Source organism: Halomonas sp. LMYGS-3, from assembly GCF_059509875.1.
Genome location: NZ_JCAKFQ010000001.1, coordinates 182,941 through 205,707 on the forward strand (window position 1 = coordinate 182,941; position 22,767 = coordinate 205,707).

The 22,767-nt window shown below is 65.1% G+C and carries 19 protein-coding genes; 11 read left to right on the plus strand and 8 right to left on the minus strand.

The genetic code is table 11. From position 1 onward, the window contains the following. Positions 1–18 precede the first annotated feature (18 nt). Positions 19–1,260, plus strand: a complete 1,242-nt coding sequence (locus AC5W54_RS00895; RefSeq protein ID WP_495960182.1) for a P-loop nucleotide/nucleoside kinase family protein — start codon at positions 19–21, stop codon at positions 1,258–1,260. A gap of 11 nt (positions 1,261–1,271) precedes the next feature. Here the strand turns inward: AC5W54_RS00895 and AC5W54_RS00900 are convergent, their stop codons facing one another. Beyond that, positions 1,272–1,970: a LuxR C-terminal-related transcriptional regulator gene (locus tag AC5W54_RS00900; protein WP_495960183.1), complete on the minus strand. Its 699-nt coding sequence runs from the start codon at positions 1,968–1,970 to the stop codon at positions 1,272–1,274. A gap of 405 nt (positions 1,971–2,375) precedes the next feature. Between AC5W54_RS00900 and rdgB the strand changes: the two genes are divergently transcribed. From rdgB to AC5W54_RS00920, 4 genes are all read left to right on the plus strand, one after another. Continuing rightward, complete coding sequence (gene rdgB / locus AC5W54_RS00905) at positions 2,376–2,987, plus strand: RdgB/HAM1 family non-canonical purine NTP pyrophosphatase (RefSeq protein ID WP_495960184.1); 612 nt, start codon at positions 2,376–2,378, stop codon at positions 2,985–2,987. Positions 2,988–2,998: 11 nt separating this feature from the next. Further along, on the plus strand, positions 2,999–4,192 hold the full coding sequence (gene hemW / locus AC5W54_RS00910) for a radical SAM family heme chaperone HemW (RefSeq protein WP_495960185.1): 1,194 nt from the start codon (positions 2,999–3,001) through the stop codon (positions 4,190–4,192). A gap of 40 nt (positions 4,193–4,232) precedes the next feature. Beyond that, positions 4,233–4,913, plus strand: a complete 681-nt coding sequence (locus AC5W54_RS00915; RefSeq protein WP_495960186.1) for a YiaD family glycine zipper/OmpA-like lipoprotein — start codon at positions 4,233–4,235, stop codon at positions 4,911–4,913. Positions 4,914–5,001: 88 nt separating this feature from the next. Continuing rightward, positions 5,002–5,850: a 23S rRNA (adenine(2030)-N(6))-methyltransferase RlmJ gene (locus AC5W54_RS00920; RefSeq protein ID WP_495960187.1), complete on the plus strand. Its 849-nt coding sequence runs from the start codon at positions 5,002–5,004 to the stop codon at positions 5,848–5,850. A 62-nt stretch (positions 5,851–5,912) separates the two neighbouring features. Here AC5W54_RS00920 and mnmE read toward each other — a convergent pair whose 3' ends face one another. The 4 genes from mnmE to rpmH all read right to left on the minus strand — a co-directional run bounded on the left by mnmE (position 5,913) and on the right by rpmH (position 9,837). Beyond that, positions 5,913–7,283: a tRNA uridine-5-carboxymethylaminomethyl(34) synthesis GTPase MnmE gene (mnmE, locus tag AC5W54_RS00925; protein ID WP_495960188.1), complete on the minus strand. Its 1,371-nt coding sequence runs from the start codon at positions 7,281–7,283 to the stop codon at positions 5,913–5,915. 101 nt (positions 7,284–7,384) lie between these two features. Then, the gene (yidC, locus tag AC5W54_RS00930; protein WP_495960189.1) at positions 7,385–9,076 is read right to left on the minus strand and encodes a membrane protein insertase YidC; all 1,692 of its coding nucleotides are present in this window, start codon (positions 9,074–9,076) and stop codon (positions 7,385–7,387) included. 238 nt (positions 9,077–9,314) lie between these two features. Next, complete coding sequence (gene rnpA, locus AC5W54_RS00935) at positions 9,315–9,689, minus strand: ribonuclease P protein component (protein ID WP_495960190.1); 375 nt, start codon at positions 9,687–9,689, stop codon at positions 9,315–9,317. 13 nt (positions 9,690–9,702) lie between these two features. Continuing rightward, entirely contained in the window at positions 9,703–9,837 is a 135-nt protein-coding gene (gene rpmH, locus AC5W54_RS00940) for a 50S ribosomal protein L34 (RefSeq protein WP_010626003.1), read from the minus strand. Between the two features lie 500 nt (positions 9,838–10,337). Between rpmH and dnaA the strand changes: the two genes are divergently transcribed. From dnaA to gyrB, 4 genes are all read left to right on the plus strand, one after another. Further along, on the plus strand, positions 10,338–11,804 hold the full coding sequence (gene dnaA, locus AC5W54_RS00945; protein WP_495960191.1) for a chromosomal replication initiator protein DnaA: 1,467 nt from the start codon (positions 10,338–10,340) through the stop codon (positions 11,802–11,804). A 105-nt stretch (positions 11,805–11,909) separates the two neighbouring features. Then, positions 11,910–13,013: a DNA polymerase III subunit beta gene (gene dnaN, locus AC5W54_RS00950; protein ID WP_495960192.1), complete on the plus strand. Its 1,104-nt coding sequence runs from the start codon at positions 11,910–11,912 to the stop codon at positions 13,011–13,013. A gap of 48 nt (positions 13,014–13,061) precedes the next feature. After that, positions 13,062–14,177, plus strand: a complete 1,116-nt coding sequence (recF, locus tag AC5W54_RS00955) for a DNA replication/repair protein RecF (protein WP_495960193.1) — start codon at positions 13,062–13,064, stop codon at positions 14,175–14,177. An 11-nt stretch (positions 14,178–14,188) separates the two neighbouring features. Beyond that, positions 14,189–16,609, plus strand: a complete 2,421-nt coding sequence (gyrB, locus tag AC5W54_RS00960; RefSeq protein ID WP_495960194.1) for a DNA topoisomerase (ATP-hydrolyzing) subunit B — start codon at positions 14,189–14,191, stop codon at positions 16,607–16,609. Positions 16,610–16,751: 142 nt separating this feature from the next. On the opposite strand, the gene gmhB is transcribed toward gyrB, so the two are convergent. From gmhB to glyQ, 3 genes are all read right to left on the minus strand, one after another. Then, complete coding sequence (gene gmhB, locus AC5W54_RS00965) at positions 16,752–17,309, minus strand: D-glycero-beta-D-manno-heptose 1,7-bisphosphate 7-phosphatase (RefSeq protein ID WP_495960195.1); 558 nt, start codon at positions 17,307–17,309, stop codon at positions 16,752–16,754. Positions 17,310–17,564: 255 nt separating this feature from the next. Continuing rightward, a complete protein-coding gene (glyS, locus tag AC5W54_RS00970) occupies positions 17,565–19,631 on the minus strand; it encodes a glycine--tRNA ligase subunit beta (RefSeq protein ID WP_495960196.1) in 2,067 nt (688 codons plus the stop codon). 2 nt (positions 19,632–19,633) lie between these two features. After that, positions 19,634–20,650: a glycine--tRNA ligase subunit alpha gene (glyQ, locus tag AC5W54_RS00975; protein WP_495960197.1), complete on the minus strand. Its 1,017-nt coding sequence runs from the start codon at positions 20,648–20,650 to the stop codon at positions 19,634–19,636. 101 nt (positions 20,651–20,751) lie between these two features. On the opposite strand from glyQ, the gene rfaD reads away from it, so the two are divergent. Both rfaD and waaF read left to right on the plus strand, forming a co-directional pair. Then, the gene (rfaD, locus tag AC5W54_RS00980; protein ID WP_495960198.1) at positions 20,752–21,708 is read left to right on the plus strand and encodes an ADP-glyceromanno-heptose 6-epimerase; all 957 of its coding nucleotides are present in this window, start codon (positions 20,752–20,754) and stop codon (positions 21,706–21,708) included. Then, the gene (waaF, locus tag AC5W54_RS00985; RefSeq protein WP_495960199.1) at positions 21,701–22,759 is read left to right on the plus strand and encodes a lipopolysaccharide heptosyltransferase II; all 1,059 of its coding nucleotides are present in this window, start codon (positions 21,701–21,703) and stop codon (positions 22,757–22,759) included. The genes rfaD and waaF overlap by 8 nt, the downstream gene beginning before the upstream one ends. Positions 22,760–22,767 lie beyond the last annotated feature (8 nt).

Here is a 22,767-nt window from a genome sequence, read left to right on the forward strand (position 1 = left end):
ATCGGATGGAGACGCGCTATGAGCCAGAAAACGGAGGCTGCCCCATCGCCGGGTGAAGCCCTCGAACTGGAGGCGCTGGTCGAGCGGCTGGCGGTCTTTCACCGCGATGCCGCCCTGTCGTCGGCCTCCGCCGATGCCGGCCGGCAGGCGGCTGAGGCCATGGCCATGGGCGAAGTGCGGGCTATCCAACAGCGCCTCGAGGGTGACGAGGATCGGGCCCGCCTGGCGCATCTCGTCGATTGGCTCGAGCAGGATATCCAGCGTCTCGCGCCGGTCTTCGAGGATCGCCGGCAGCGGCTGTGCCGCAGTTGGGCACTCGATCGCCCGGATAGTCGACTCTGCCACCGGGGACGGGTCCTGCTGGCCAATGCCCTCGGTCGGGACCTCGCGGGCCCCGGCGTGGCGTTGCCGGCCGACCCGGCCAGCGATCTCGCCGCGTTGCTGGTGGGACTGGAGAGCCGCGACGCGCAGGGGTTGGCACGCCAGGCCCTGGATCACTACCTGCGGCTCTCCGGCGATTACCAAGCGACCAGGCTGCTGTCGCTGTTCCGGACCTGTCATGCCCTCAGCGGGGCGCGAAGGGCCCTGGAGCGGCGTCCCGCGGCCGGTCAGGATCCCGAACATCCGGCGCTGCTCGCCGAGACCATGGCCGAGTGCCGCCACTACCTCGGCCTGGCCGAGAGCCACGCCGAATTCCGCTTTCCCCCGCTGGTGATCGCCGTCGGCGTGTCCGGCAGTGGCAAGAGTCGTTTCACCAGCGGGCTGGTACAGAAGCTGGGAGCCGTGAGGCTCTGTTCCGATGTCGAACGACGTCGGCTATACGGCATCGATCCACAGGCCTCTGCCACGGAACCGCCTGTGGATATCTTCTCGGGGGCGGCGACCGAACGCACCTACCGGCAACTCGCCGATCTGGCCGGGACGCTGCTGGATGCGGGCTTCGCCGCCTGCGTCGACGGGACCTGCCTGCGCCGCTGGCAGCGCGACCTGTTGCGCCTGCAGGCCGAGGCCAGGGGGTTGCCGTGCCTGCTCGTCAGCTTCGAGGCCGATGAGGCCACCCTGCGTCGGCGCATCGAGAAACGGGCCAGGCAGCAGGGGGTCGCCGTGGAGGAGAGCCTGTCGGTATTGACCCGTCAGCAGGCGGATCTGGAGCCCTTCGCCGACGAGGAGCGACTCCATCTGGTCCGGTTGGACACCACCGCCGACAACGCCGCCGAGACCCTGGCGGGGCTGATCCAGGAGCATGTCCGGCTGATCTGAGGCGCCCCGGTTCAGTGGCCGTTGGATACCACGGGGGGCTCGTTGCGTCGGCGACGACCGACCAGCGGCGGGGGGGCGCCCAGATTCTGGCGCGCCCAGTTCACCGCCTGGATGCGGTTGTGTACCTTGATCTTGCGGAAGATGTTGTAGAGGTGCGACTTGACGGTGTGCTCGCTGACGAACAGCTGGTCGGCGATCTCGGTGTTCGACGCCCCGGTACCCAGCATGGCGATGATCTCCAGTTCCCGATGGGTCAAGCCGCAGACCGGGCGGTAGGAGTTGAGCTGCTGGCGACGGAAGAACTGGATCATGCGGGTCATCAGCGAGCGTGACATCCAGAGGTAGCCGTCGAGCAGGGTATTGAGCCCCTTGCAGATCAGCGGCAGGGGATCGCTGCGATAGAAGACCCCCTGCAGGTTCATGGCGGAGAGCACCTCCACCGCGTGATCCTCGTCACGCAGGTTGAAGGCGGCCAGCGTCATGCCGGTCTCCTCGGCCGCCTTGACATGCCACTGCTGCATGGTGGCTTCGTCGATGTGATCGGCATCGAGCAGGACCAGCACGCGAGAGGGATCCCTGCCCTTCCAGTCGGCTGCCGGCGCCACGACCGACACCGGGCAGTCGAGTTGCTGATGCAGGTAGTCGATGAACAACTGCGTCTGTGGATTGCTGGTCGTCACCAGCAGTACGATTCCTTTACCCTGATTCATGATGCGACTCCCACGTAAGCGCAGGTGGAGTCCCCCATCCCTGACCATCCTTCAGGCTGAGCGGGACTTTACTGAAGAGGTCAACTGAGTGTTGGTCAAGATGTAACAATTTATTACTAACTTTTGGTTATGTCTTTCCTTCCTCTTAGAATGATTGTCTGGTCATTCGTGAATAGCCAATATCGACAATGACTTACATGGGAGGCGAGAAACGGACAACGGTGACCTCAACTGGGAAAACAATGAAATTCATGCCCATTCCGTGTCAGACTTGCCTCTCGTTCCTGAACTTTAGTCTGTGTTTTCACATGTCGACAGTATGAGATCCATCATTCAAACGCCTGCATTTCCCTTGCCAGGCCCGACTCGTAGAATGGGCATCCCCGTCAACCTGGAGAACCGACCATGACCCCGACCCCCCTGGTGTTGGCCAGCGGCAATGCCGGAAAGCTGCGGGAGTTCCACCAGCTGCTCGGTCCCCTGGGATTCGATGTCCACCCCCAGGCCGATTTCGACGTGCCCGAGGTCGACGAAACCGGCCTGACCTTCGTCGAGAACGCCCTGCTCAAGGCCCGCCAGGCGAGTCGAGTCAGCGGCCTGCCGGCCCTGGCCGATGACTCGGGGCTCGAGGTGGATGCGTTGCACGGCCAGCCGGGTATCCAGTCGGCGCGCTATGCCGGGGAGCCGAAGAGCGATGCCCGCAACAACGAGAAGCTGCTGGAGGCCTTGTCCACCGTACCGGAGGGCAGTCGTACCGGGCGCTACTGGTGCGTACTGGTCTATCTTCGCCATGCCGAGGATCCCGTACCGCTGATCGTGCAGCGCAGCTGGGAGGGCGAGATCCTGGCCCATCCCCGTGGTGAGGGGGGCTTCGGCTATGACCCGCTGTTCTGGCTGCCCGATCGGGGCATGAGCGTCGCCGAGCTTTCCGCCGAGGTGAAGAACCGCTTCAGCCATCGCGGCCGCGCCGCGGAGGCCCTGGTGGAGGCCCTGCGCGAGGGGCCCGATCGGCGATGAGTGGCCGTGCGATGGACGCCCCCCCTGCCCTGCCGCCCCTGGCGCTCTATGTTCACGTGCCTTGGTGCGTGCGCAAGTGCCCCTATTGCGACTTCAATTCCCACGGCATCGGACGCGGCGCGGTGCTGCCCGAGGAGCCGTACCTGCAGGCCCTGATCGCCGACCTCGATGCCGACCTGCCGCTGGCGGACGGCCGCGAATTGGTCAGCGTCTTCATCGGTGGCGGTACGCCCAGCCTGATGTCCCCTCGGTTCTATGCGCGCCTGCTCGAGTCGCTGGCCGAACGGCTGCCCCTGGCGGAGGACATCGAAATCACCCTCGAGGCCAATCCGGGAACCCTGGAGCGCGGCCGCTTCGCCGGCTATCGGGCCGCGGGGATCAACCGCCTGTCGCTGGGGGTGCAGAGCTTCCGCGACGAGCAGCTCGCGGCGCTGGGCCGAATCCACTCGGGAGCCGACGCGGAGGCCGCCGTGGCCGAGGCCAGGCGAGCCGGTTTCGACAACCTCAACCTGGACCTCATGCATGGCCTGCCGGGACAGACGCCGGATCTGGCCCTCGCCGATCTGGAGGCCGCGCTTGCCCTGTCACCGGAACACCTGTCCTGGTACCAGTTGACGCTGGAGCCCAATACCGAGTTTCATTCCCACCCACCAGCGCTCCCCGAGGAGGAGGTGCTGTGGGATATTCAGGACCTGGGCCATGAACGACTCGAAGCCGACGGCCTGGTGCGCTACGAGATTTCTGCCTATTCGCGGCCCGGCCGCCGTTCGCATCACAACCTCAACTACTGGCGCTTCGGGGACTACCTGGGGATCGGCGCGGGGGCTCACGGCAAGCTGAGCCGAATCGAGGTGGACGGCGGGATGGCCATCGAGCGACGCTGGAAGTCGCGCCAGCCGGATGCCTATCTGCGCCGGCGCGAGGACCCGCGGGGCTTCGTCGCGGGCCGCGGCCTCATCGACGAGGCAGAGTTGCCGCTGGAATTCGCCATGAACGCGCTGCGCCTGGTAGAGGGTGTCCCCGTGGCGACCTGGTCGGCGAGTACCGGGCGCGAGCCGTCACGCCTGGAGGACAGGCTGGCGGTGGCGCGCAAAAAAGGACTTCTTGTGGAAGATGCCGGCCGGCTGCAGGCATCTCCTCAAGGTCTATTATTCTTGAACGAGCTGCTGGGCCTGATCAGTCAGGACCGGGGCTGTCAGGGATGAGCATCGCAGGTCATTTCGAATACCAAGGAGACACGACCCCATGATCAAGCCTCTTCGTCTTTTCGTGCCGGTGGCCGCCGCCGCCCTGCTGGTGGGCTGTGCTACGACCGACCCCTACTCCGGGGAGACCCAGCGCAGCAAGACCGGGACCGGTGCTGCCATTGGCGCCGCCGTGGGCGCCGCCGCCGGTGCGCTCAGTGGAGACGGCAGCACCAGCCGTCGCGATCGCGCCCTGATCGGCGCCGCCGTGGGTGCCGCTGCGGGTGCCGGCGTCGGCGCCTACATGGACCGCCAGGAGGAGCAGTTGCGCGCCAGCACGCAGGGCACCGGGATCGAGGTCGATCGCCGCGGCGACGACATCGTGCTCAACATGCCCAGCAGCGTGACTTTCGGCTTCGACTCCAGCGAGTTGACCCCGAGCGCCCGCAACGCGCTCAACGACGTCTCCTCGGTCCTGACCCAGTACACCGATACCCGGGTCAATGTCGCCGGCCATACCGACAGCACCGGCAATGCCGACTACAATCAGCGGCTCTCCGAGCGACGTGCCGAGTCCGTCGGCAACTATCTGGCGCAGTCCGGTGTCTCGCGTAACCGCCTGCAGATGAGAGGGTATGGCCAGACCCAGCCCATTGCGAGTAACGACAACGAGGCGGGGCGTGCCCAGAACCGCCGCGTCGAGATCACGCTGTCGCCGATCGAGTCCCAGTTCCAGCAATAAGGCCTGTCTGTAGCTCGCTGCCGCCGATACGGGCCCGTCACTGTCTCAGTGGCGGGCCCTTTGCTTGCCGAATCACGGATGCCGATCCATGCTTTCCTACCAGCACGCCTATCATGCCGGCAATTTCGCCGACGTTCACAAGCACATGACGCTCTTTGCCGTCATCGATCATCTATTACGTAAGAGATCGTCCATTACGTATATCGATACCCATGCCGGTCGAGGCGTCTATCCCCTGGGGGCGGAGGAGACGAGCAGGCTTCAGGAGTACCGCCAGGGGGTGGCACCGCTGTGGCGGGCGCGCAAGGCGTTGGCGGAGGAGCCGCTGCTCCACGCCTGGCTGGCCTCGCTGGCCGGGCTACAGCAGCACGAGGGAGAATTGGATCGCTATCCGGGGTCCCCCTGGTGGCTGGCGCAGCGGCTGCGCCCGGTCGACCAGCTGGTGCTGTTCGAACTGCACCCGGGCGAACATGACCATCTCGCCCGTCAGCGCCTGCCCGACAACGTGCGGCGTATCCACGGCGACGGCCTGCGCGGGCTCCAGCAGCGGTTGCCGGTATCGACACCGCGACTCTGCGGACTGATCGATCCCAGCTACGAACGCAAGTCGGAATACGCCGAGGTGGCAAAGACGCTGTTGAAGGTGATGCGCAAGGTGCGTCACGCCGTGATGCTGGTGTGGTACCCGCTGCTGCCGACGGGGCGCCATCATGAGTTGCTGGAAGGGCTGCGTGACGGTGGGCTGCGCAAGATCTGGCGCAGCGAGTTGATCCTGCGTGAGCTCTCCACGGACGAGCGGGGCATGGTCGGCAGTGGCATGCTGGTGGTGAACCCGCCCTGGGGGCTCGACGCGCGGCTCGCCGCCGCCATGTCGCGGGTCACGCCGCTGCTGGGCGAGACCTGCCGTTATCACAGCGGCTGGTGGGTAGAGGAGTAGGGGCCTCCCGACCGCCGAAGACCTCGCCGAGCAGCCGTCGGGTGGGGGGGAGATAAGCGCCGTTATTTTCCGATGCAGAAGCTGCCGAAGATCTCGCCGAGCAGGTCATCGGCGCTGAACTCGCCGGTGATCTCGCCCAACGCCTGCTGGGCGTCGCGCAGGTCCTCGGCGAGCAGCTCCCCGGCCCCGTAGCCGACCAGCTGCTCCTCACCGTTGGTGAGCGCTCGCTTCGCCCTGTCGAGGGCGTCCAGGTGGCGTCGGCGTGCCGAGAAACGTCCCTCGGTGGTGGTCGCATAGCCCATCACCGCCTTGAGATGCTCCTTCAGGTTATCCACACCCTCGCCGGTCTTCGCCGAGAGCCGGATCACCGGGGTGGCTGTGGACAAGTCGATGCCCGGGGTCTCGTGGCTGGCATCGATCTTGTTGCGCACCAGGGTCAGGCGTGAGGCATCGGCCAGGCGGGCGACGAACTCGGGCCAGATGGCCATGGGATCGGTGGCGTCGGAGGTGGCGGCGTCGACCAGCAACAGCACCCGGTCGGCCTTCTCGATCTCGCGCCAGGCCCGGGCCACGCCGATCTTCTCCACCGCATCGGGGGTGTCGCGCAGCCCGGCGGTATCGATCACGTGCAGGGGCATGCCATCGATATGGATATGCTCGCGCAGCACGTCGCGGGTGGTGCCCTCGATCTCGGTGACGATGGCGGTCTCCTGCTCGGTCAGCGCATTGAGCAGGCTCGACTTGCCGGCGTTGGGGCGGCCGGCGATCACCACATTCATGCCTTCGCGCATCAGCGCTCCCTGGCCGGCGGCGGCGCGTACCCCGGCGAGTTCGGCCTGCACCCCGGCGAGCATCGTCGCCACCTTGCCATCGGCGAGAAAGTCGATCTCCTCCTCGGGGAAGTCGATGGCCGCCTCCACGTACATGCGCAGCTCGATCAGGCGGGCCACCAGGGCCTCGACCCGACGCGAGAACTCCCCCTGCAGCGAGCGCAGGGCATTCTCGGCGGCGGTGCGCGAGCTGGCGTCGATCAGGTCGGCGATGGCCTCGGCCTGGGCCAGGTCGAGCTTGTCGTTGAGGAAGGCGCGTTCGGAGAACTCCCCGGGGCGCGCCGGGCGGGCGCCAAGCTGCACGCAGCGCTCGAGCAGCAGGTCCATGAGCACCGGGCCGCCATGGCCCTGAAGCTCCAGGACGTCCTCGCCGGTGAAGGAGTGGGGGCCGGCGAAGTAGAGGGCGATGCCCTCGTCGATCACCGCGTGATCGCCCCGGAAGGGGCCGTAGTGGGCGCGGCGCGGGGGAGGGCAGTGCCCCACCACCGCCTCGGCGATCGCCACGCAGGCGGGCCCTGAGACGCGAATGATGCCGACGCCGCCACGTCCCGGCGGGGTGGCGAGTGCCGCAATGGTGTCCTGGAGGTAAAGGGGCGCGGGCATCGTCTTCTCCTCATCGCGTCGTGGGTCATTGTCCGTGCCGGGTGTCCCAGACGCCAGACCCCCGCCGGGGCGGGGGTCTGGAGGCGCGGGAGAGGCCGATCCTACTTGGTCTTCATGCCCTTGCCGATACTGGGGTCGCTCTCGATCTTGCGCGTGATCACGTACTGCTGGGCGATCGAGATGACGTTGTTGACCACCCAGTAGATAACCAGGCCAGCCGGGAACCACAGGAAGAAGAAGGTGAAGACGACCGGCAGCATCTTCATGATCTTCGCCTGCATGGGGTCCGGCGGTGTCGGATTGAGCAGCTGCTGCACGAACATCGAGGCGCCCATCAGGATCGGCAGGATGAAGAACGGATCCTTCACCGACAGGTCCTGGATCCAGAACATGAAGGGCGCGTGGCGCAGCTCGACGGATTCCAGCAGCATCCAGTAGAGGGCGATGAACACCGGCATCTGCACCAGGATCGGCAGGCAGCCACCCAGAGGATTGATCTTCTCCTTCTGGTAGAACTTCATCATCTCCTGGGACATCTTCTGGCGGTCGTCGCCGTACTGCTCCTTGAGGCGTTGCATCTCCGGGCCCAGCTTGCGCATGCGCGCCATGGACTTGTAGGCCTTGGCGGAGAGTGGCCACATGGCCAGCTTGACCAGGACGGTGAGCAAGACGATGGACCAGCCCCAGTTGCCGATCAGGCTGTGAATCTGGTCGAGCAGCCAGAACAGCGGGTTGGCGATGAACCATAGCCAGCCGAAGTCGACGGTCAGGCGCAGGTTGGGGGCCACGGCCTCCATGTAGTCCTGCACCTTGGGGCCGACGTAGAGGGTCGCGCCGAGCCGTGCCTCGCCATCCGCGGCCACGCTGCTGACCGGGCCGGCGAAGGCCGCCACGTTGCGGTTCTGCGAATCGGTGGTCGCGTAGTAGAGGTTTCGCTGATTCTGGGCGGGTGCCCAGGCGGAGACGAAGTAGTGCTGGATGATGGCCACCCAGCCGCCCTCGACGTCACGGTTCGGAAACTTGCCGGCCTGGATATCGTCGAAGTCGACCTTCTCGTAACGATTGTCCGGCGACGAGTAGGCGGCGCCCAGGTAGCTCCTCATGCCGAGGGCCGGGCCGCTGGAGGGGTCGGGGCTGTTGTCCCGGGCCAGTTGGCCGATGAAGCGCGCGGTGACCGGCTCCTCGGTGTGGTTGGCCAGGTAGTAGTTCACGTCCACTGCATAGCTGCCACGCTCGAAGGTGAAGCGCTTGATGACGTCGACGCCGTTGACCTCGGCGGTCAGGTCCACCTCGAGGCGGTTGTCGTTCTCGGACAGGCGATAGTCGGTGCGCTCGGCAGAGAAGGTGATGCGCCCGGCGTGGCCATCGAGTTGGAGCCCCGACCGGGCCACGTAACTTCGGCTTTCGCTGTCGGAAAGCAGCACATAGGGGCGGTCGGAATCCAGCGTGAAGCGATGCTGCGGCAGGGCGGCATAGACGATGTCACCGCCCTGGGGGTCGATGCGCACATCGAGGACGTCGGTGATCACGGCCACCAGTTCGCGGCTGCGGAGGGGCGCGTCCGGCTCGCCCGGCATCTCCTGGCCGATGTCGCTTTCGGCTCGAGGCGTTGTCGGCACCGCGAGGTCGTCGCCTCCTTCCGGTGCAGCGGCTTCCTCGCCGGGGGCACCGGTCGTGATGGCGGGGGCTTCCGGTTCAGGGGCTACCTGACCGTAATCCTGGTTCCACTGTACGACGATCAGGTAGGCGAGGACCGCCAGAGGAATCAGCAAGAGGAGTCGTTTTACGTCCATTAGGGTTCTGCCCGATGGGTGGTGAACATTCCGATGGCGCAGTGCGGGTCGCACGCTCGATATACACGAAAGCCTGCCGAAGGCAGGCTAGGCGCCGCACGCGGACTCCCGGCGCTCGGCATGGCGGTATCGATGATCGGCCGACAAGAGGCATTGGCTCTCATGCAGACTCCGTGACTGGCCGATCTCCGCGGTGGCCGATGCCCGGCGGCGCAGGTGGCAGCATGCCCTGGGCCCATCAGTCGTCGCTCTTCGACTTCTGCACGTCTCGCGTCAGACGCTTCCACATGCCGTGAAGCTGGCGATGCAGGCTATCGTTGTCGAGCTCGTGAACGCCCCGCCTGGCCAGAATCACGATGTCCACGGAGGGCAGGCGCTGTTGCTGCAGCCGGATCGACTCGCGAGCGAGTCGCTTGAGGCGGTTGCGGTCGACGGCTCGTCGGACGTTCTTCTTGCTGAAGACCAGGCCGAGGCGGGGATGTCCCAGGTCGTTGGGAGTGGCCAGTGCCAGCAGCCCCTTGCCATGGACCTTGTATGCAGCCGTATCGAAGACACGCCGATAGTCCCCGGCCGTCAGCAGACGCAGACGCCGGGGAAAGTCCTGACGGGACACGTGCGGTCCGCGTTCAGGCGCTCAGGCGCTTGCGACCCTTGGCACGGCGACGCGCCAGAACGGCACGGCCATTCTTGGTGGCCATGCGGGCACGGAAGCCGTGCACACGCTTGCGCTTGAGAACGCTCGGTTGAAAGGTGCGTTTCATAACTCGTTATTCCCACGTGGTTTTCAGGAAGATTCGGCAATTTCGAGGCGTCCGGATCCCGTGTCGGAACCCGGGGGGGTTCGGCTCAAGACCGGAAATTGTAGTGATTTCGGCGCTCCGGTGCAATTTTTCCGTGTGCGATAGTGGCGCGCCGCATGGGCCAAACAACCATTACTATTAGGTATTTTTAGATGATGTTGTTATTAATACTGGGGATATTTTCTGTGGATATCTTTTTATAGCCACATATAATCAATGCGTTATGGTGTAGTAAAGGCTGTGGGAAAGTGACGTATGACCGGCGGACGACCTGTTCGCCAGCGGTGGACTACCGCAGGGGTCTTTCCCACCGCGCCGAGTCGTCCCGTGGGCATCGCCGGGTTGTCCCCACGGGTGGCGAAGGGTTGTCCACAGCAGACCGCAAGGGGAGGGATCGTGTGGATAACCTGGACCCTGGACGATACAATGGCGATCGTTTTTTCGATGAATGGTGAGGTCGCGTGTCGCTCGCTCTCTGGCAACAGTGTCTGGACTACCTGCAGGACGAACTGAATTCCCAGCAGTTCAATACCTGGATTCGCCCGTTGCAGGCGGAGGAGGGGGAGTCCAACGAACTTTGTCTGCTGGCGCCCAACCGCTTCGTCCGGGATTGGGTCAGTGACAAGTATGCCAAGCGTATCAGTGAATTGATGCGGGAGCTGTCGCCCGCCAAGCCCCCCAAGGTGGTGCTGTCGGTGGGCAGTCGTCGCACGGCGACCGCTCCCCAGCCGCGTGAGCTCGGCAACCCGGTCTCGGCCAGTCCCCGACAACCGACGGCGCCTGCGGTTCAGGTGCCGCCGCGCGCCGAGGTGGGTGACGAGCGCGAGATCGAGGCGCTGCGCGAGGAGGGGAGGGCCAATCGCCGGCCCGGCGAGCGCCAGGTCCAGGTCGAGGGGAGCCTCAAGCACAACAGCGGGCTCAACCCCAACTTTACCTTCGAGACCTTCGTCGAGGGCAAGTCCAACCAACTGGCGAGAGCCGCCTCGCGGCAGGTGTCGGAGAACCCCGGGGGGGCCTACAACCCGCTGTTCCTCTATGGTGGCGTGGGTCTCGGCAAGACCCACCTGATGCATGCGGTGGGCAACGCGCTGGCCGGGCGTCGCGAGAATGCCCGCGTGGTCTACCTGCATTCCGAACGTTTCGTGGCCGACATGGTCAAGGCGCTGCAGCTCAATGCCATCAACGACTTCAAGCGTTTCTATCGGAGCGTGGATGCCCTGTTGATCGATGACATCCAGTTCTTCGCCGGCAAGGAGCGTTCCCAGGAAGAGTTCTTTCATACCTTCAATGCGCTGCTCGAGGGCGGTCAGCAGATGATCCTCACATCTGATCGTTACCCCAAGGAAATCAATGGGGTAGAGGAGAGATTGAAGTCACGCTTTGGTTGGGGGCTGACGGTAGCCATCGAGCCGCCCGAGCTCGAGACTCGGGTGGCGATCCTGATGAAGAAGGCCGATCAGGCCAAGGTCGAGTTGCCTCACGACGCCGCCTTCTTCATTGCCCAGAAGATCCGTTCGAATGTCCGCGAGCTGGAGGGGGCGCTGAAGAAGGTGATCGCCGACTCCCACTTCATGGGCAAACCGATCACCCAGGATTTCATTCGCGAGTCGCTCAAGGACCTGCTGGCTCTGCAGGACAAGCAGGTGGGGGTCGACAACATCCAGCGCACCGTGGCCGAGTACTACAAGATCAAGCTCTCCGACCTGCTGTCGAAGCGTCGCTCGCGTTCGGTGGCCAGGCCCCGGCAGGTGGCCATGGCGTTGGCCAAGGAGCTGACCAATCACAGCCTGCCGGAGATAGGCGATGCCTTCGGCGGTCGCGATCACACCACGGTGTTGCACGCTTGTCGCAAGGTGCAGGCTCTGCAGGAAGAGAACGCCGATATCCGCGAGGATTACAAGAATCTGCTGCGTCTGCTGACCAGCTAGGTAGGTTGCCTTCCAGCCATCGTCATTCAAGAACAGCGTTGCCGATCGACCGGCCCGGCTATTCCGCTGCCGGCCGAATCCTTAAGGACAAGACGTGGAGCCGACATGAAATTTTCCATCTCTCGAGAAGCTCTGCTGCGCCCGCTGACGCTGGTTGCCGGCGTGGTGGAGCGCCGCCAGACCCTGCCGGTATTGTCCAACGTGCTGATCCAGGTCGACCAGGATCAGGTGGCGCTGACCGGCACCGACCTGGAGGTCGAGCTCATCGGGCGTACCGCAGCGAGTCTCGTGGAGGAGCCGGGCGCTGCCACCGTGCCGGCGCGCAAGCTGATGGACATCTGCAAGTCGCTGCCGGAGCAGTCCGAGATCCAGCTTTCCCTGGAGGACGGGCGGGCCGTGCTGCGTAGCGGGCGTTCACGCTTCACCCTTTCCACCCTGCCGGTAGCCGAGTTTCCCAATATCGAGGATAGCCAGGGCAGCACCGAACTCAGCCTGCCGCGGGGCACCCTCAAGCACCTGATCGATGCCACCGCCTTCGCCATGGCACAGCAGGACGTACGCTATTATCTCAATGGCATGCTGCTCGAATTGCGCTCGAACCTGGTGCGTGCCGTGGCGACCGACGGCCACCGCCTGGCGGTCTGCTCCCGACCCACGGAGATCCAGGTCGAGCCCGCCCAGAAGCTGATCGTGCCGCGCAAGGGCATCCTCGAACTGGCACGCCTGCTGGATGACGGCGACGAGCCCGTGAGCCTGACCCTGGGGGCCAGCCACGTGAGGGCCCATACCGGCGACTTCACCTTCACCTCGAAGCTGGTGGATGGCAAGTTCCCGGACTACGAGCGGGTCGTGCCCCGCGGTGGCGACAAGGTGTTCATCGCCGAGCGTGCCGAGTTGCGTCAGGTACTGTCGCGGACTGCCATTCTCTCCAACGAGAAGTATCGTGGCGTACGCCTGCACCTGGAGGAGGGCAACCTGCGCGTGATGGCCAACAACCCCGAGCAGGAGGAGGCCGAGGAGAATGTGGCCATCGAGTACAACGGTGGGGCCATGGAGATCGGCTTCAATGTCGGCTATCTGGTCGATGTGTTGAATGCGCTGGATGAGGACCGGGTGCAGATGACCCTGGCCGATCCCAACAGCAGCGCCTTGATGGAAGAGCCGGGGGGGGGTGATGCCCTCTACGTCGTCATGCCGATGCGCCTCTGACCCTCCTGGCGCCGCCTCGTGCGGCGTCGGCTAGCCTCCCCATATCCCATGCCTCTCGATCGCCTTACCATTCAGGGCCTGCGCAACCTGCAGGCCCTCGATCTCCGTCCCGGGCCGCGGATCAACCTTCTCACCGGTGCCAACGGCAGCGGCAAGACCAGTCTGCTGGAGGGTATCCATATCCTCGGCATGGGGCGCTCCTTTCGCACGCGTCGGCTCCACCATGCCATGGCCCATGACGCCGATGTCCTGACGCTGCACGGGCGGCTTACGGGGGATCCTCCCGTGCCCTTCGGTGTGCGGCGTCATCGTGATTCACCCGAGCTGGAGATGCGCCTTGCCGGCGAGCGCATCGGGCGTATTTCTCGGCTGGTCGAGACCCTGCCGTTGCAGTTGATCAACCCCGATGCTTTCCGCCTGCTCGAGGGCCCTCCGGCCGGTCGGCGGGAGTTTCTCGATTGGGGGGTGTTTCACGTGAAACACGAATTTCTCGACGTCTGGCAGCGGGCACGGCGGGCACTGAAACATCGGAATGCCTTGCTCAGGCATGGTAGAATGGACGATGGTTCCCTGCCGGCCTGGGAGCAGGAGCTGGTGCACTGGAGCGAGCGGCTCGACGGCTTGCGTCGCGCCTGGATGGAGGCCTTCCTGCCGGTCTTCGAGGAAACGTTGGCAGGTTTGCTGCCGCTTCCGGAACTGCAACTTCGCTACTCCCGTGGCTGGGACCGCCGCCGAGATCTCGGCGACATCCTGCGCCAGGGAAGGGAAACCGACCGGCAGATGGGATTCACCCAGCAGGGCCCGCAGCGTGCCGATTTAGGCATTCGGCTGGGCCGACGTCCGGCCGTTGAGGTGCTCTCGCGGGGACAGCAGAAGCTGGTCGTCAGTGCCTTGAAACTGGCACAGGGGCGATTGCTCGAGGCGAACACAGGGCGAACCTGTGTTTACCTGATCGACGACCTGCCCGCCGAACTGGACAGCGAACATCGTCGAGTGTTCTGCGACTGGTTGGAGAGAATGCACTGCCAGGTGTTCATCACCAGCGTCGATCATGACGCCCTGGCAGATCTGTGGCAACCCGAGACCCCGGTGGAGATGTTTCACGTGAAACGTTCGAGTGAAGGGGCAGGTCAGGTGTTGCCACTGGACAGACAGACTTCATGACGGAGTAGTCAATGAGCGAACAGGCTTACGACTCATCGAGCATCAAGGTTCTCAAGGGGCTGGATGCCGTACGCAAGCGTCCCGGGATGTACATCGGCGATACCGATGACGGGACCGGCCTGCACCACATGGTGTTCGAGCTGGTGGACAACTCCATCGATGAAGCCCTGGCTGGTTACTGCAGCGAGATCCGTGTGATCATCCACCCCGATGAATCGATCACCGTCAGCGACAACGGACGCGGCGTGCCTACCGATCTCCATGAGGGAGAGGGGGTGTCGGCGGCCGAGGTGATCATGACGGTGCTCCATGCCGGGGGCAAGTTCGATGACAATTCCTACAAGGTCTCGGGGGGCCTGCATGGTGTTGGCGTGTCGGTGGTCAACGCCCTGTCCGAGGAGCTGAAGCTGACCATTTGGCGTGCCGGACAGGTCCATGAGCAGATCTATCATCACGGCGTCCCCCAGGCACCCCTGGCAGTGGTCGGCAAGACCGAGAAGAGTGGTACCCGGGTCCATTTCCGACCCTCGTCGAATACCTTCGCCAACATCGAGTTTCACTATGACATCCTCGCCAAGCGCCTGAGAGAACTCTCTTTTCTCAACTCGGGCGTGGCCATTCGCCTGGTCGACGAGCGCAGCGGCAAGGAGGAGCTCTTCCACTACGAGGGCGGCCTCAAGGCGTTCGTCGACCACCTGAACACCAACAAGACGGTGCTCAACCCGGTGTTCCATTTCGAGGCGGAGCGCGAGGATGGCGTGGTCGTCGAGGTGGCCATGCAGTGGAGCGACTCCTTCTCGGAGAACATCTTCTGTTACACCAACAACATTCCCCAGCGGGATGGCGGCACCCACCTGGCGGGCTTCCGGGCAGCCCTGACCCGCAGCCTCAACCACTATATCGAGGCGGAAGGGCTACTCAAGAAATCCAAGATCAATACCTCCGGTGACGACGCACGCGAGGGGCTGACGGCGATCATTTCGGTGAAGGTGCCGGATCCCAAGTTTTCCTCCCAGACCAAGGACAAACTGGTCTCCTCGGAGGTCAAGACCGCGGTGGAGCAGGAGATGGGACGCCTGTTCTCCGAGTATCTGATCGAGAAGCCCAACGAGGCCAAGGCGATCGTCAACAAGATGCTCGATGCCGCCAGGGCCCGCGAGGCGGCGCGCAAGGCACGTGACATGACGCGTCGCAAGGGCGCGCTGGACATCGCCGGCCTGCCCGGCAAGTTGGCCGATTGCCAGGAGAAGGATCCGAGCCTCTCCGAGCTGTTCCTGGTCGAGGGTGACTCGGCCGGCGGCAGTGCCAAGCAGGGTCGCGCCCGTCGCACCCAGGCGATTCTGCCGCTCAAGGGCAAGATCCTCAACGTGGAGAAGGCCCGCTTCGACAAGATGCTCTCCTCGGCGGAGGTGGGTACCCTGATCACCGCACTCGGCTGCGGCATCGGCCGCGAGGAGTTCAACCCCGACAAGCTGCGTTACCACTCGATCATCATCATGACCGACGCCGATGTCGACGGCTCTCACATCCGCACGCTGTTGCTGACCTTCTTCTTCCGCCAGATGTCACAGCTGATCGAGCGGGGCCATGTCTTCATCGCCCAACCGCCGCTCTACAAGATCAAGCGTGGCAAGCAGGAGAGCTACCTCAAGGACGAACAGGCCCTGATCGACTACCTGACCACCACCGCCCTGGACGGAGGTCGCCTCTATGTCAATGCGGATGCACCGGGCATCAGTGGTGCGGGGCTCGAGAGCCTGGTCAACCAGTACCGCGACGTGATGAAGCGGATCGAACGCCTTTCCCGGGTCTATCCCAACGAGGTGCTGCGCCGGATCGTTCATGCGGCCCGCCTGGAGGGCGAGGTGAGCCTCAAGGATCGCGTGACCATGCAGAACTGGATCGAGTACCTCCAGGCGGAGATGGACGCCCTGGTGGCCTACGAGGGCGGGCCGCGCTACACCTTCCGGCTCGAAGAAGACAGCGAGCGCGGACTCTACCTGCCGGCGGTCACCCTGGCGGCTCATGGGGTGACCACCGACTACGTGTGGGGCATCGACTTCTTCACCAGCGCCGATTACCGCATCATGGCCGATCTCGGCGAGACCCTGGACGGCCTGCTGGAAGAGGGGGCCTACGTGGCGCGCGGCGAGCGCCAGAAGCCGGTTTCCACCTTCTACGAGGCGCTGGAATGGTTGATGGCCGAGGCCCAGCGTGGGCTTTCCATCCAGCGTTACAAGGGGCTGGGCGAGATGAACCCCGACCAGCTGTGGGAGACCACCATGAACCCGGAGACGCGGCGCATGCTGCGGGTTTCCATCGAAGATGCGGTGGCCGCCGACATGATGTTCAACACCCTGATGGGGGACGAGGTGGAGCCGCGGCGCGACTTCATCGAGCGCAATGCCCTGGTGGCCAATCTCGACGTCTAGCGATCCCCGGGCCGGGGTGTTTCACGTGAAACACATTTCCGGCAGCCAGCATGACGAAGCCGGCCGGTTGGCCGGCTTCGTCGTTCTGTGGTTGTCGTTGTGACAGGCTGGGCTGACGGCCATGCCGCCAAAGGGGCAGTCGCTATCGAGGGGCAGCCAGAAGCCAGTCGACGAAGGCGGCCAGGTCGTCGAACACAGGAACATCCTGCAGGCCTTCGCCCTTGGCCAGGGTGCGTTCCCCCTTGCCTGTCTTGACCAGCACCGGGCGGCACCCCAGAGGTTCTCCTGCTTGGAGGTCGCGCAGGCTGTCGCCGACCATCCAGCTGCCCGCGAGTGTCTCGAGGGACAGGGCGTCCCGAATCTGTTCCAGCAGACCCGGCAAGGGTTTGCGGCAATCACAGGCATCATCGGGGCCGTGGGGACAGTGGGCAATATGGGCGATCTTCCCCCCCGCGGCGGCAACCCGTCGCTCGAGTTCGGCATGCATGGCCGCGAGGGTGGTCTCGCTGTAGAGGCCGCGTGCGATACCCGACTGGTTGGTGGCAATCGCGACCTGCCAGCCTGCCCGGGTCAGGCGTGCGATCGCCTCGATGGCACTAGGGTAGGGGACCCACTCGTCGAGAGATTTCACATAGTCGTCGGAGTCATGATTGATAACACCGTCTCGGTCGAGGATCACGAGTCTGGGGGGAGTGGTCATGGGCATAAGCGGAATGTCGCCGGATCAGCAGTGGGAGGGGTGGACAGAGTGTTTCACGTGGAACAACAGCTGCCAAGCTTCGCCCTTGAGCGATTAACCGGCAGCTTGAAGGATACGTCCGAACCTTCAGGCAGCGGGGTGTTGGTAGAAGGCGTTTGCAGTTTTCCGCGGGGAAGTGTTCCACGTGAAACATCGAGGCCTGGCGGGCATGAAAAAGGGCCGAGATCCCTCCTCGGCCCAATCATGAGGCGCGGGTTACTGCTGGAGCTGGGCGATATCGGCCACTTCCAGGAACAGTGCCTGCAGGCCGGCGAGCAGGGCCAGTCGATTGCGGCGCACCGCCTCGTCCTCGGCCATGACCATGACCCGGTCGAAGAAGGCATCGACCGGCTCGCGAAGGCCCGACAGGACATCGAGTGCCTCACGATAGCGCCCTTCGGCGAACAGTGGCATTACCGCCTCGCGCCGCTTGGCGAGGGCGGCATGGAGAGCCTTCTCGGCGGGTTCCTGGAGCAGGGTGTCATCGACGTGCGTCGAGCCATCGTGTTTCTGTTTGGCGAGGATGTTGGAGACCCGCTTGTTGGCAGCGGCCAGGGCGGCGGCCTCGTCGCGGCTGGCGAAGGCCTGCACCGCCCGCAGGCGACGGGCGAAGTCGAGAGGTCGAGTGACCGGGCGGGCCCGCACGGCGAGATAGACCTCGGCCTCGATGCCTTCGTCCTGGCCCCAGGCACGGAAGCGGTCGAGCATGTAGTCGAGTACCTCATCGACCAGGTGCTCGGCGTAGGGCAGCTCCTGGTGCTGAGCGGCCGCCAGCTCGAGCAGCTCGCGCAGGTCGAGGGCCAGCTCACCCTTGATCAGGATGTTGAGCACGCCGATGGCCGCACGGCGCAGGGCGAAGGGGTCCTTGGTGCCGGTGGGGCGTGCCCCGATGCCGAAGATGCCGGTCAGCGTATCGAGCCGGTCGGCCAGCGCCAGGGCCAGGCCGGTACGGGTGCGGGGGATCTCGTCGCCGGCGAAGCGTGGCAGGTACTGCTCTTCCAGCGCCTGGGCCACATCGGCGGGCTCACCATCGTGGGTGGCATAGTAGCGGCCCATGATGCCCTGCAGCTCGGGAAACTCCAGCACCATCTCGGTGATCAGGTCGCATTTGGCGAGCTCAGCGGCACGGCGGGCATGGGCCACGTCGCCGTCGATGCGACCGGCGATGAAGGCCGCCACGGCGGCGGAGCGGTGCGCCTTGTCGGCCAGGGTGCCGAGTTGTTGCTGGAACACCACGTGGGAGAGGCCACCGATGCGCTCGGCCAGGGTCTGCCTGCGGTCGGTGTCGTAGAAGAAGGCGGCATCGGCCAGGCGCGGCCGGATCACCTTCTCGTTGCCTTCGATGACCTGTCGGGGGTCCTGGCTGTCGATATTGGAGATGGTGATGAACAACGGCTTCAGGCGGCCCTGGTCGTCGAGCAGGTGGAAGTACTTCTGGTTGGCCTTCATCGAGGAGATCAGGCACTCCGCCGGCACCTCGAGGAAGCGCTCGTCGAAGCTGCCGGTCAGGGCCACCGGCCATTCGACCAGGCCGCTGACCTCGGTGAGCAGCTCCTCGTCGATCACCGCCAGCGCATCCTGGACCTCGGCTTCGGCCAGCACCTGCTCGCGGATACGCTCGCGACGCCTGTCCCGGTCGGCCAGCACCCAGGCACTCTCCAGGGCGGCGAGGTAGTCATCGGCATGTTCGAGCGCGATGGGGTCGGGCGCATGGAAGCGGTGCCCGCGGGTGGTGCGGCCGGCGGACAGCCCCAGGACCTCGGCGTCGACCACCGCGTTGCCGTAGAGCATCACCAGCCAGTGTACGGGCCGGGAGAACTCGATGCGGGAGGTGCCCCAGCGCATGTTCTTGGGAACCGGCAGGGTGGCAACGGCCTTCTCGACGATGGCAGGCAGCAGGCGGGTGGTGGCCTCGCCCGGTTGCCGTTCACGGTAGCCGAGCCAGGTGCCCTTGTCGGTCTCCAGATGGATCAGGTGGTCGACGCCGACGCCGCAGGAGCGGGCAAAGCCCTCGGCGGCCCTGGTCGGCTGGCCATCCTTGAAGGCTGCGGCCAGCGCCGGACCGCGACGCTCGACCTCGCGATCCGGCTGCTTGTCGGCAAGCTCGTGGATCTGGACTGCCAGGCGCCGCGGGCTGGCATGGGCCAGTACCTCGCCGAAGGCGACCTCGGCCTCGGACAGGCCGCGGCGAATGCCCTCGGCCAGGGCGTCGGAGAGGCCGTCGATGGCGCTCGGCGGCAGTTCCTCGACGCCCAGTTCAACCAGTAGGGTGTTGACAGCCATGCTCATGCGTCTCCCTGTTCGGCTAGCGGCGCTTCGGCCAGCAGTTCGTTGCGCAGGGCCTCGGGGGCGAGCGGGAAGCCGGCGGCCTTGCGTGATTCGTAATAGGCGTGGGCCACGTCACGGGCCATGGTACGCACGCGCAGGATGTAACGCTGGCGTTCGGTGACCGAGATGGCGTGACGGGCATCCAGCAGGTTGAAGGTGTGCGAGGCCTTTAGCACCTGCTCGTAGGCAGGCAGCGGCAGGGAAGCCTCGAGCAACTTGGCGCACTCCCGCTCCTGATGGTCGAAGGCGGCGAACAGGGCCGACACGTCGGCGTACTCGAAGTTGTAGGCAGACTGCTCGCGCTCGTTCTGCAGGTAGACGTCGCCATAGCTGACGCGGCTGCCGTCCGGTGCAATGGCCCAGACCAGGTCGTAGACGCTGTCGACGTCCTGCAGGTACATGGCGATGCGCTCGAGGCCATAGGTCAGCTCGCCGGTGACCGGATAGCACTCCAGGCCGCCGGCCTGCTGGAAGTAGGTGAACTGGGTCACCTCCATGCCGTTGAGCCAGACCTCCCAGCCCAGCCCCCAGGCGCCGAGGGTGGGAGACTCCCAGTTGTCCTCGACGAAGCGGATGTCGTGCACCAGCGGGTCGAGGCCCAGGCGCTTGAGTGAGCCCAGGTAGAGTTCCTGGAGCTCGCCGGGGGAGGGCTTCATTACCACCTGGAACTGGTAGTAGTGCTGCAGGCGATTGGGGTTTTCGCCGTAACGCCCGTCCGTGGGCCGGCGGGAGGGCTGCACATAGGCGGCATTCCAGGTCTCGGGGCCGATGGAGCGGAGGAAGGTGGCCGGATGGAAGGTGCCGGCACCGACTTCCATGTCCAGCGGCTGCAGGATCACGCAGCCCTGTTCGGCCCAGTACTGCTGCAGGGCGAGGATCAGGCCCTGGAAGGTCGAGACGTCTGGCGTCGACCCTGGGGTCGAGGTCGACGGGGGTGTCGAGAGCGTCTGCGACGGGTTTGGCGAGGGAGTCATTGCGAAAGCACCGTTGGCCATGAATTCACGAGGCGTCAAGTATACAATCACAGGCAGATCGGTTATAGGCGCAGTCCGCTGCGCCCCAACGAGGACATCCCATGATCGTAGTGACAGGCGGGGCCGGCTTCATCGGCTCGAATCTGGTCAAGGCACTCAACGCCCGCGGCCGCGACGACGTGTTGGTGGTCGACGACCTGCGCGACGGCACCAAGTTCGTCAACCTGGCCGACTGTACCCTCGGCGACTACCTGGACAAGGACGACTTCCGCGCCCGGGTCGAGGCGTCGCTGCGTGGTGAGCCCGCCAACCTGCCACCCATCGAGGCAATCTTTCATGAAGGGGCCTGCTCCGACACCACCGAGTGGGACGGGCGCTTCATGCTCGACAACAACTTCGAGTACTCGAAGATCCTGCTCGACTTCTGTCAGCGACAGGGCATTCCCTTCCTCTACGCCTCCTCGGCGGCCACCTACGGCGGCAGCCAGGTATTCCGCGAGGAGCCCGAGTTCGAGAAGCCGCTCAACGTCTACGGCTACTCCAAGCTGCTGTTCGACCAGTACGTGCGGGCGCGCTGGGCGGATTTTCATAGCCAGGTGGTGGGCTTCCGCTACTTCAACGTCTACGGACCGAGGGAGCAGCACAAGGGCAAGATGGCCAGCGTCGCCTACCACCATCACACCCAGATCAGCACCGGCGAGAACCTCCGGCTGTTCGGCGCCTGGGACGGCTATGAGGCGGGTATGCAGAGCCGCGACTTCGTCTATGTGGGCGACGTGGTCGACGTCAACCTCTGGTTCCTCGACCACCCGGATGTGTCGGGCATCTTCAACCTGGGGACCGGTCGCGCCGAACCGTTCAAGGCGATCGGCGAATCGGTGATCGGCTTCCACGGCAAGGGCGATATCGAGTACATCGACTTCCCCGAGGAGCTCAAGGGGCGCTACCAGAGCTATACCCGGGCCGATATCTCGCGGCTGCGGGCCGCCGGCTACGAGCGTGAGTTCCGGACCGTCGCCGAGGGGGTACGCGAGTACCTGGAGTGGCTGCATGGCTGAGGCCGGTACCGCGTGCCCGGCAAGGGGCGAGCGGATCCTGGTGGTGGGGCCGTCCTGGGTGGGCGACATGGTCATGGCCCAGAGCCTGCTGATGACCCTCAAGGGCCGTCACCCCGGTTGCCGTATCGGTGTGGTGGCCCCGGCCTGGTCGCGGCCGATCCTCGAACGCATGGCGGAGGTCGACGAGGTGGTGAGCCTGGCGACGGGGCACGGCGAGTTCGGCTGGCATGCGCGCCGGGCGCTGGCCCGGCAGCTGCGTGGGCGCTTCGATCGGGCCATCGTGCTGCCGCGTTCCTGGAAGTCGGCCCTGGTCCCCTTCCTGGCGGGCATTCCATGGCGTACCGGCTTCACCGGCGAGCAGCGCTATGGCCTGCTCAACGACCGTCGCCGACTCGACAAGGCAGTACTGGATCAGACGGTCAAGCGCTTCGTTGCCCTCGGCATGCCCAGGGCGGAGGCCGAAGAGGGAGCCTTCCCCATCCCCCGCCCACGCCTCGCCGTCGATGCCGACAATCTCGAGGCCTTGCGCCTGGCCCATGGGCTCTCATCGCGTCCCGCCATCGGCATGATGCCGGGAGCGGAATATGGCCCGGCCAAGCAGTGGCCGCTCGCCTATTTCCGTGAGCTGGCCGGTTGGCTCACGGCCGAAGGCTTCGAGGTGCGGGTGCTGGGCGGGCCCAAGGACGAGGCGGCCGGCGAGATGATCGGCGCCGGGCAGCCCCATGTGCATAACCTGTGCGGCCGCACCCGGCTGGCGGACGCCGTCGACCTGCTGGCGGACTGTCGGCAGGTGGTCACCAACGACTCGGGCCTGATGCACGTGGCGGCGGCGGTGGGAAGTCGTGTCCAGGCGATCTACGGCTCCTCCTCGCCACGCTATACGCCACCGCTGACCGACAACGCCGCGATCCACTATCTCGGGCTCTCCTGCTCGCCCTGCTTCGAACGGACCTGCCCGCTGGGGCATACCCACTGTCTGGTGCAGCTGTCGCCGGAGTGCCTGCTGAAGGCGGTGCTGGGCTCGACCGAGACGGTTATCGCCCGGGAGTGAGCCCGCCC

Excerpts from the sequence above, each read along its gene's own strand:
- AC5W54_RS00895 (WP_495960182.1), top strand. The coding sequence starts at position 19 with ATGAGCCAGAAAACGGAGGCTGCCCCATCGCCGGGTGAAGCCCTCGAA.
- AC5W54_RS00900 (WP_495960183.1), bottom strand. The coding sequence starts at position 1,970 with ATGAATCAGGGTAAAGGAATCGTACTGCTGGTGACGACCAGCAATCCA.
- rdgB (WP_495960184.1), top strand. The coding sequence starts at position 2,376 with ATGACCCCGACCCCCCTGGTGTTGGCCAGCGGCAATGCCGGAAAGCTG.
- hemW (WP_495960185.1), top strand. The coding sequence starts at position 2,999 with ATGGACGCCCCCCCTGCCCTGCCGCCCCTGGCGCTCTATGTTCACGTG.
- AC5W54_RS00915 (WP_495960186.1), top strand. The coding sequence starts at position 4,233 with ATGATCAAGCCTCTTCGTCTTTTCGTGCCGGTGGCCGCCGCCGCCCTG.
- AC5W54_RS00920 (WP_495960187.1), top strand. The coding sequence starts at position 5,002 with ATGCTTTCCTACCAGCACGCCTATCATGCCGGCAATTTCGCCGACGTT.
- mnmE (WP_495960188.1), bottom strand. The coding sequence starts at position 7,283 with ATGCCCGCGCCCCTTTACCTCCAGGACACCATTGCGGCACTCGCCACC.
- yidC (WP_495960189.1), bottom strand. The coding sequence starts at position 9,076 with ATGGACGTAAAACGACTCCTCTTGCTGATTCCTCTGGCGGTCCTCGCC.
- rpmH (WP_010626003.1), bottom strand. The coding sequence starts at position 9,837 with ATGAAACGCACCTTTCAACCGAGCGTTCTCAAGCGCAAGCGTGTGCAC.
- dnaN (WP_495960192.1), top strand. The coding sequence starts at position 11,910 with ATGAAATTTTCCATCTCTCGAGAAGCTCTGCTGCGCCCGCTGACGCTG.
- recF (WP_495960193.1), top strand. The coding sequence starts at position 13,062 with ATGCCTCTCGATCGCCTTACCATTCAGGGCCTGCGCAACCTGCAGGCC.
- gyrB (WP_495960194.1), top strand. The coding sequence starts at position 14,189 with ATGAGCGAACAGGCTTACGACTCATCGAGCATCAAGGTTCTCAAGGGG.
- gmhB (WP_495960195.1), bottom strand. The coding sequence starts at position 17,309 with ATGACCACTCCCCCCAGACTCGTGATCCTCGACCGAGACGGTGTTATC.
- glyS (WP_495960196.1), bottom strand. The coding sequence starts at position 19,631 with ATGGCTGTCAACACCCTACTGGTTGAACTGGGCGTCGAGGAACTGCCG.
- glyQ (WP_495960197.1), bottom strand. The coding sequence starts at position 20,650 with ATGACTCCCTCGCCAAACCCGTCGCAGACGCTCTCGACACCCCCGTCG.
- rfaD (WP_495960198.1), top strand. The coding sequence starts at position 20,752 with ATGATCGTAGTGACAGGCGGGGCCGGCTTCATCGGCTCGAATCTGGTC.
- waaF (WP_495960199.1), top strand. The coding sequence starts at position 21,701 with ATGGCTGAGGCCGGTACCGCGTGCCCGGCAAGGGGCGAGCGGATCCTG.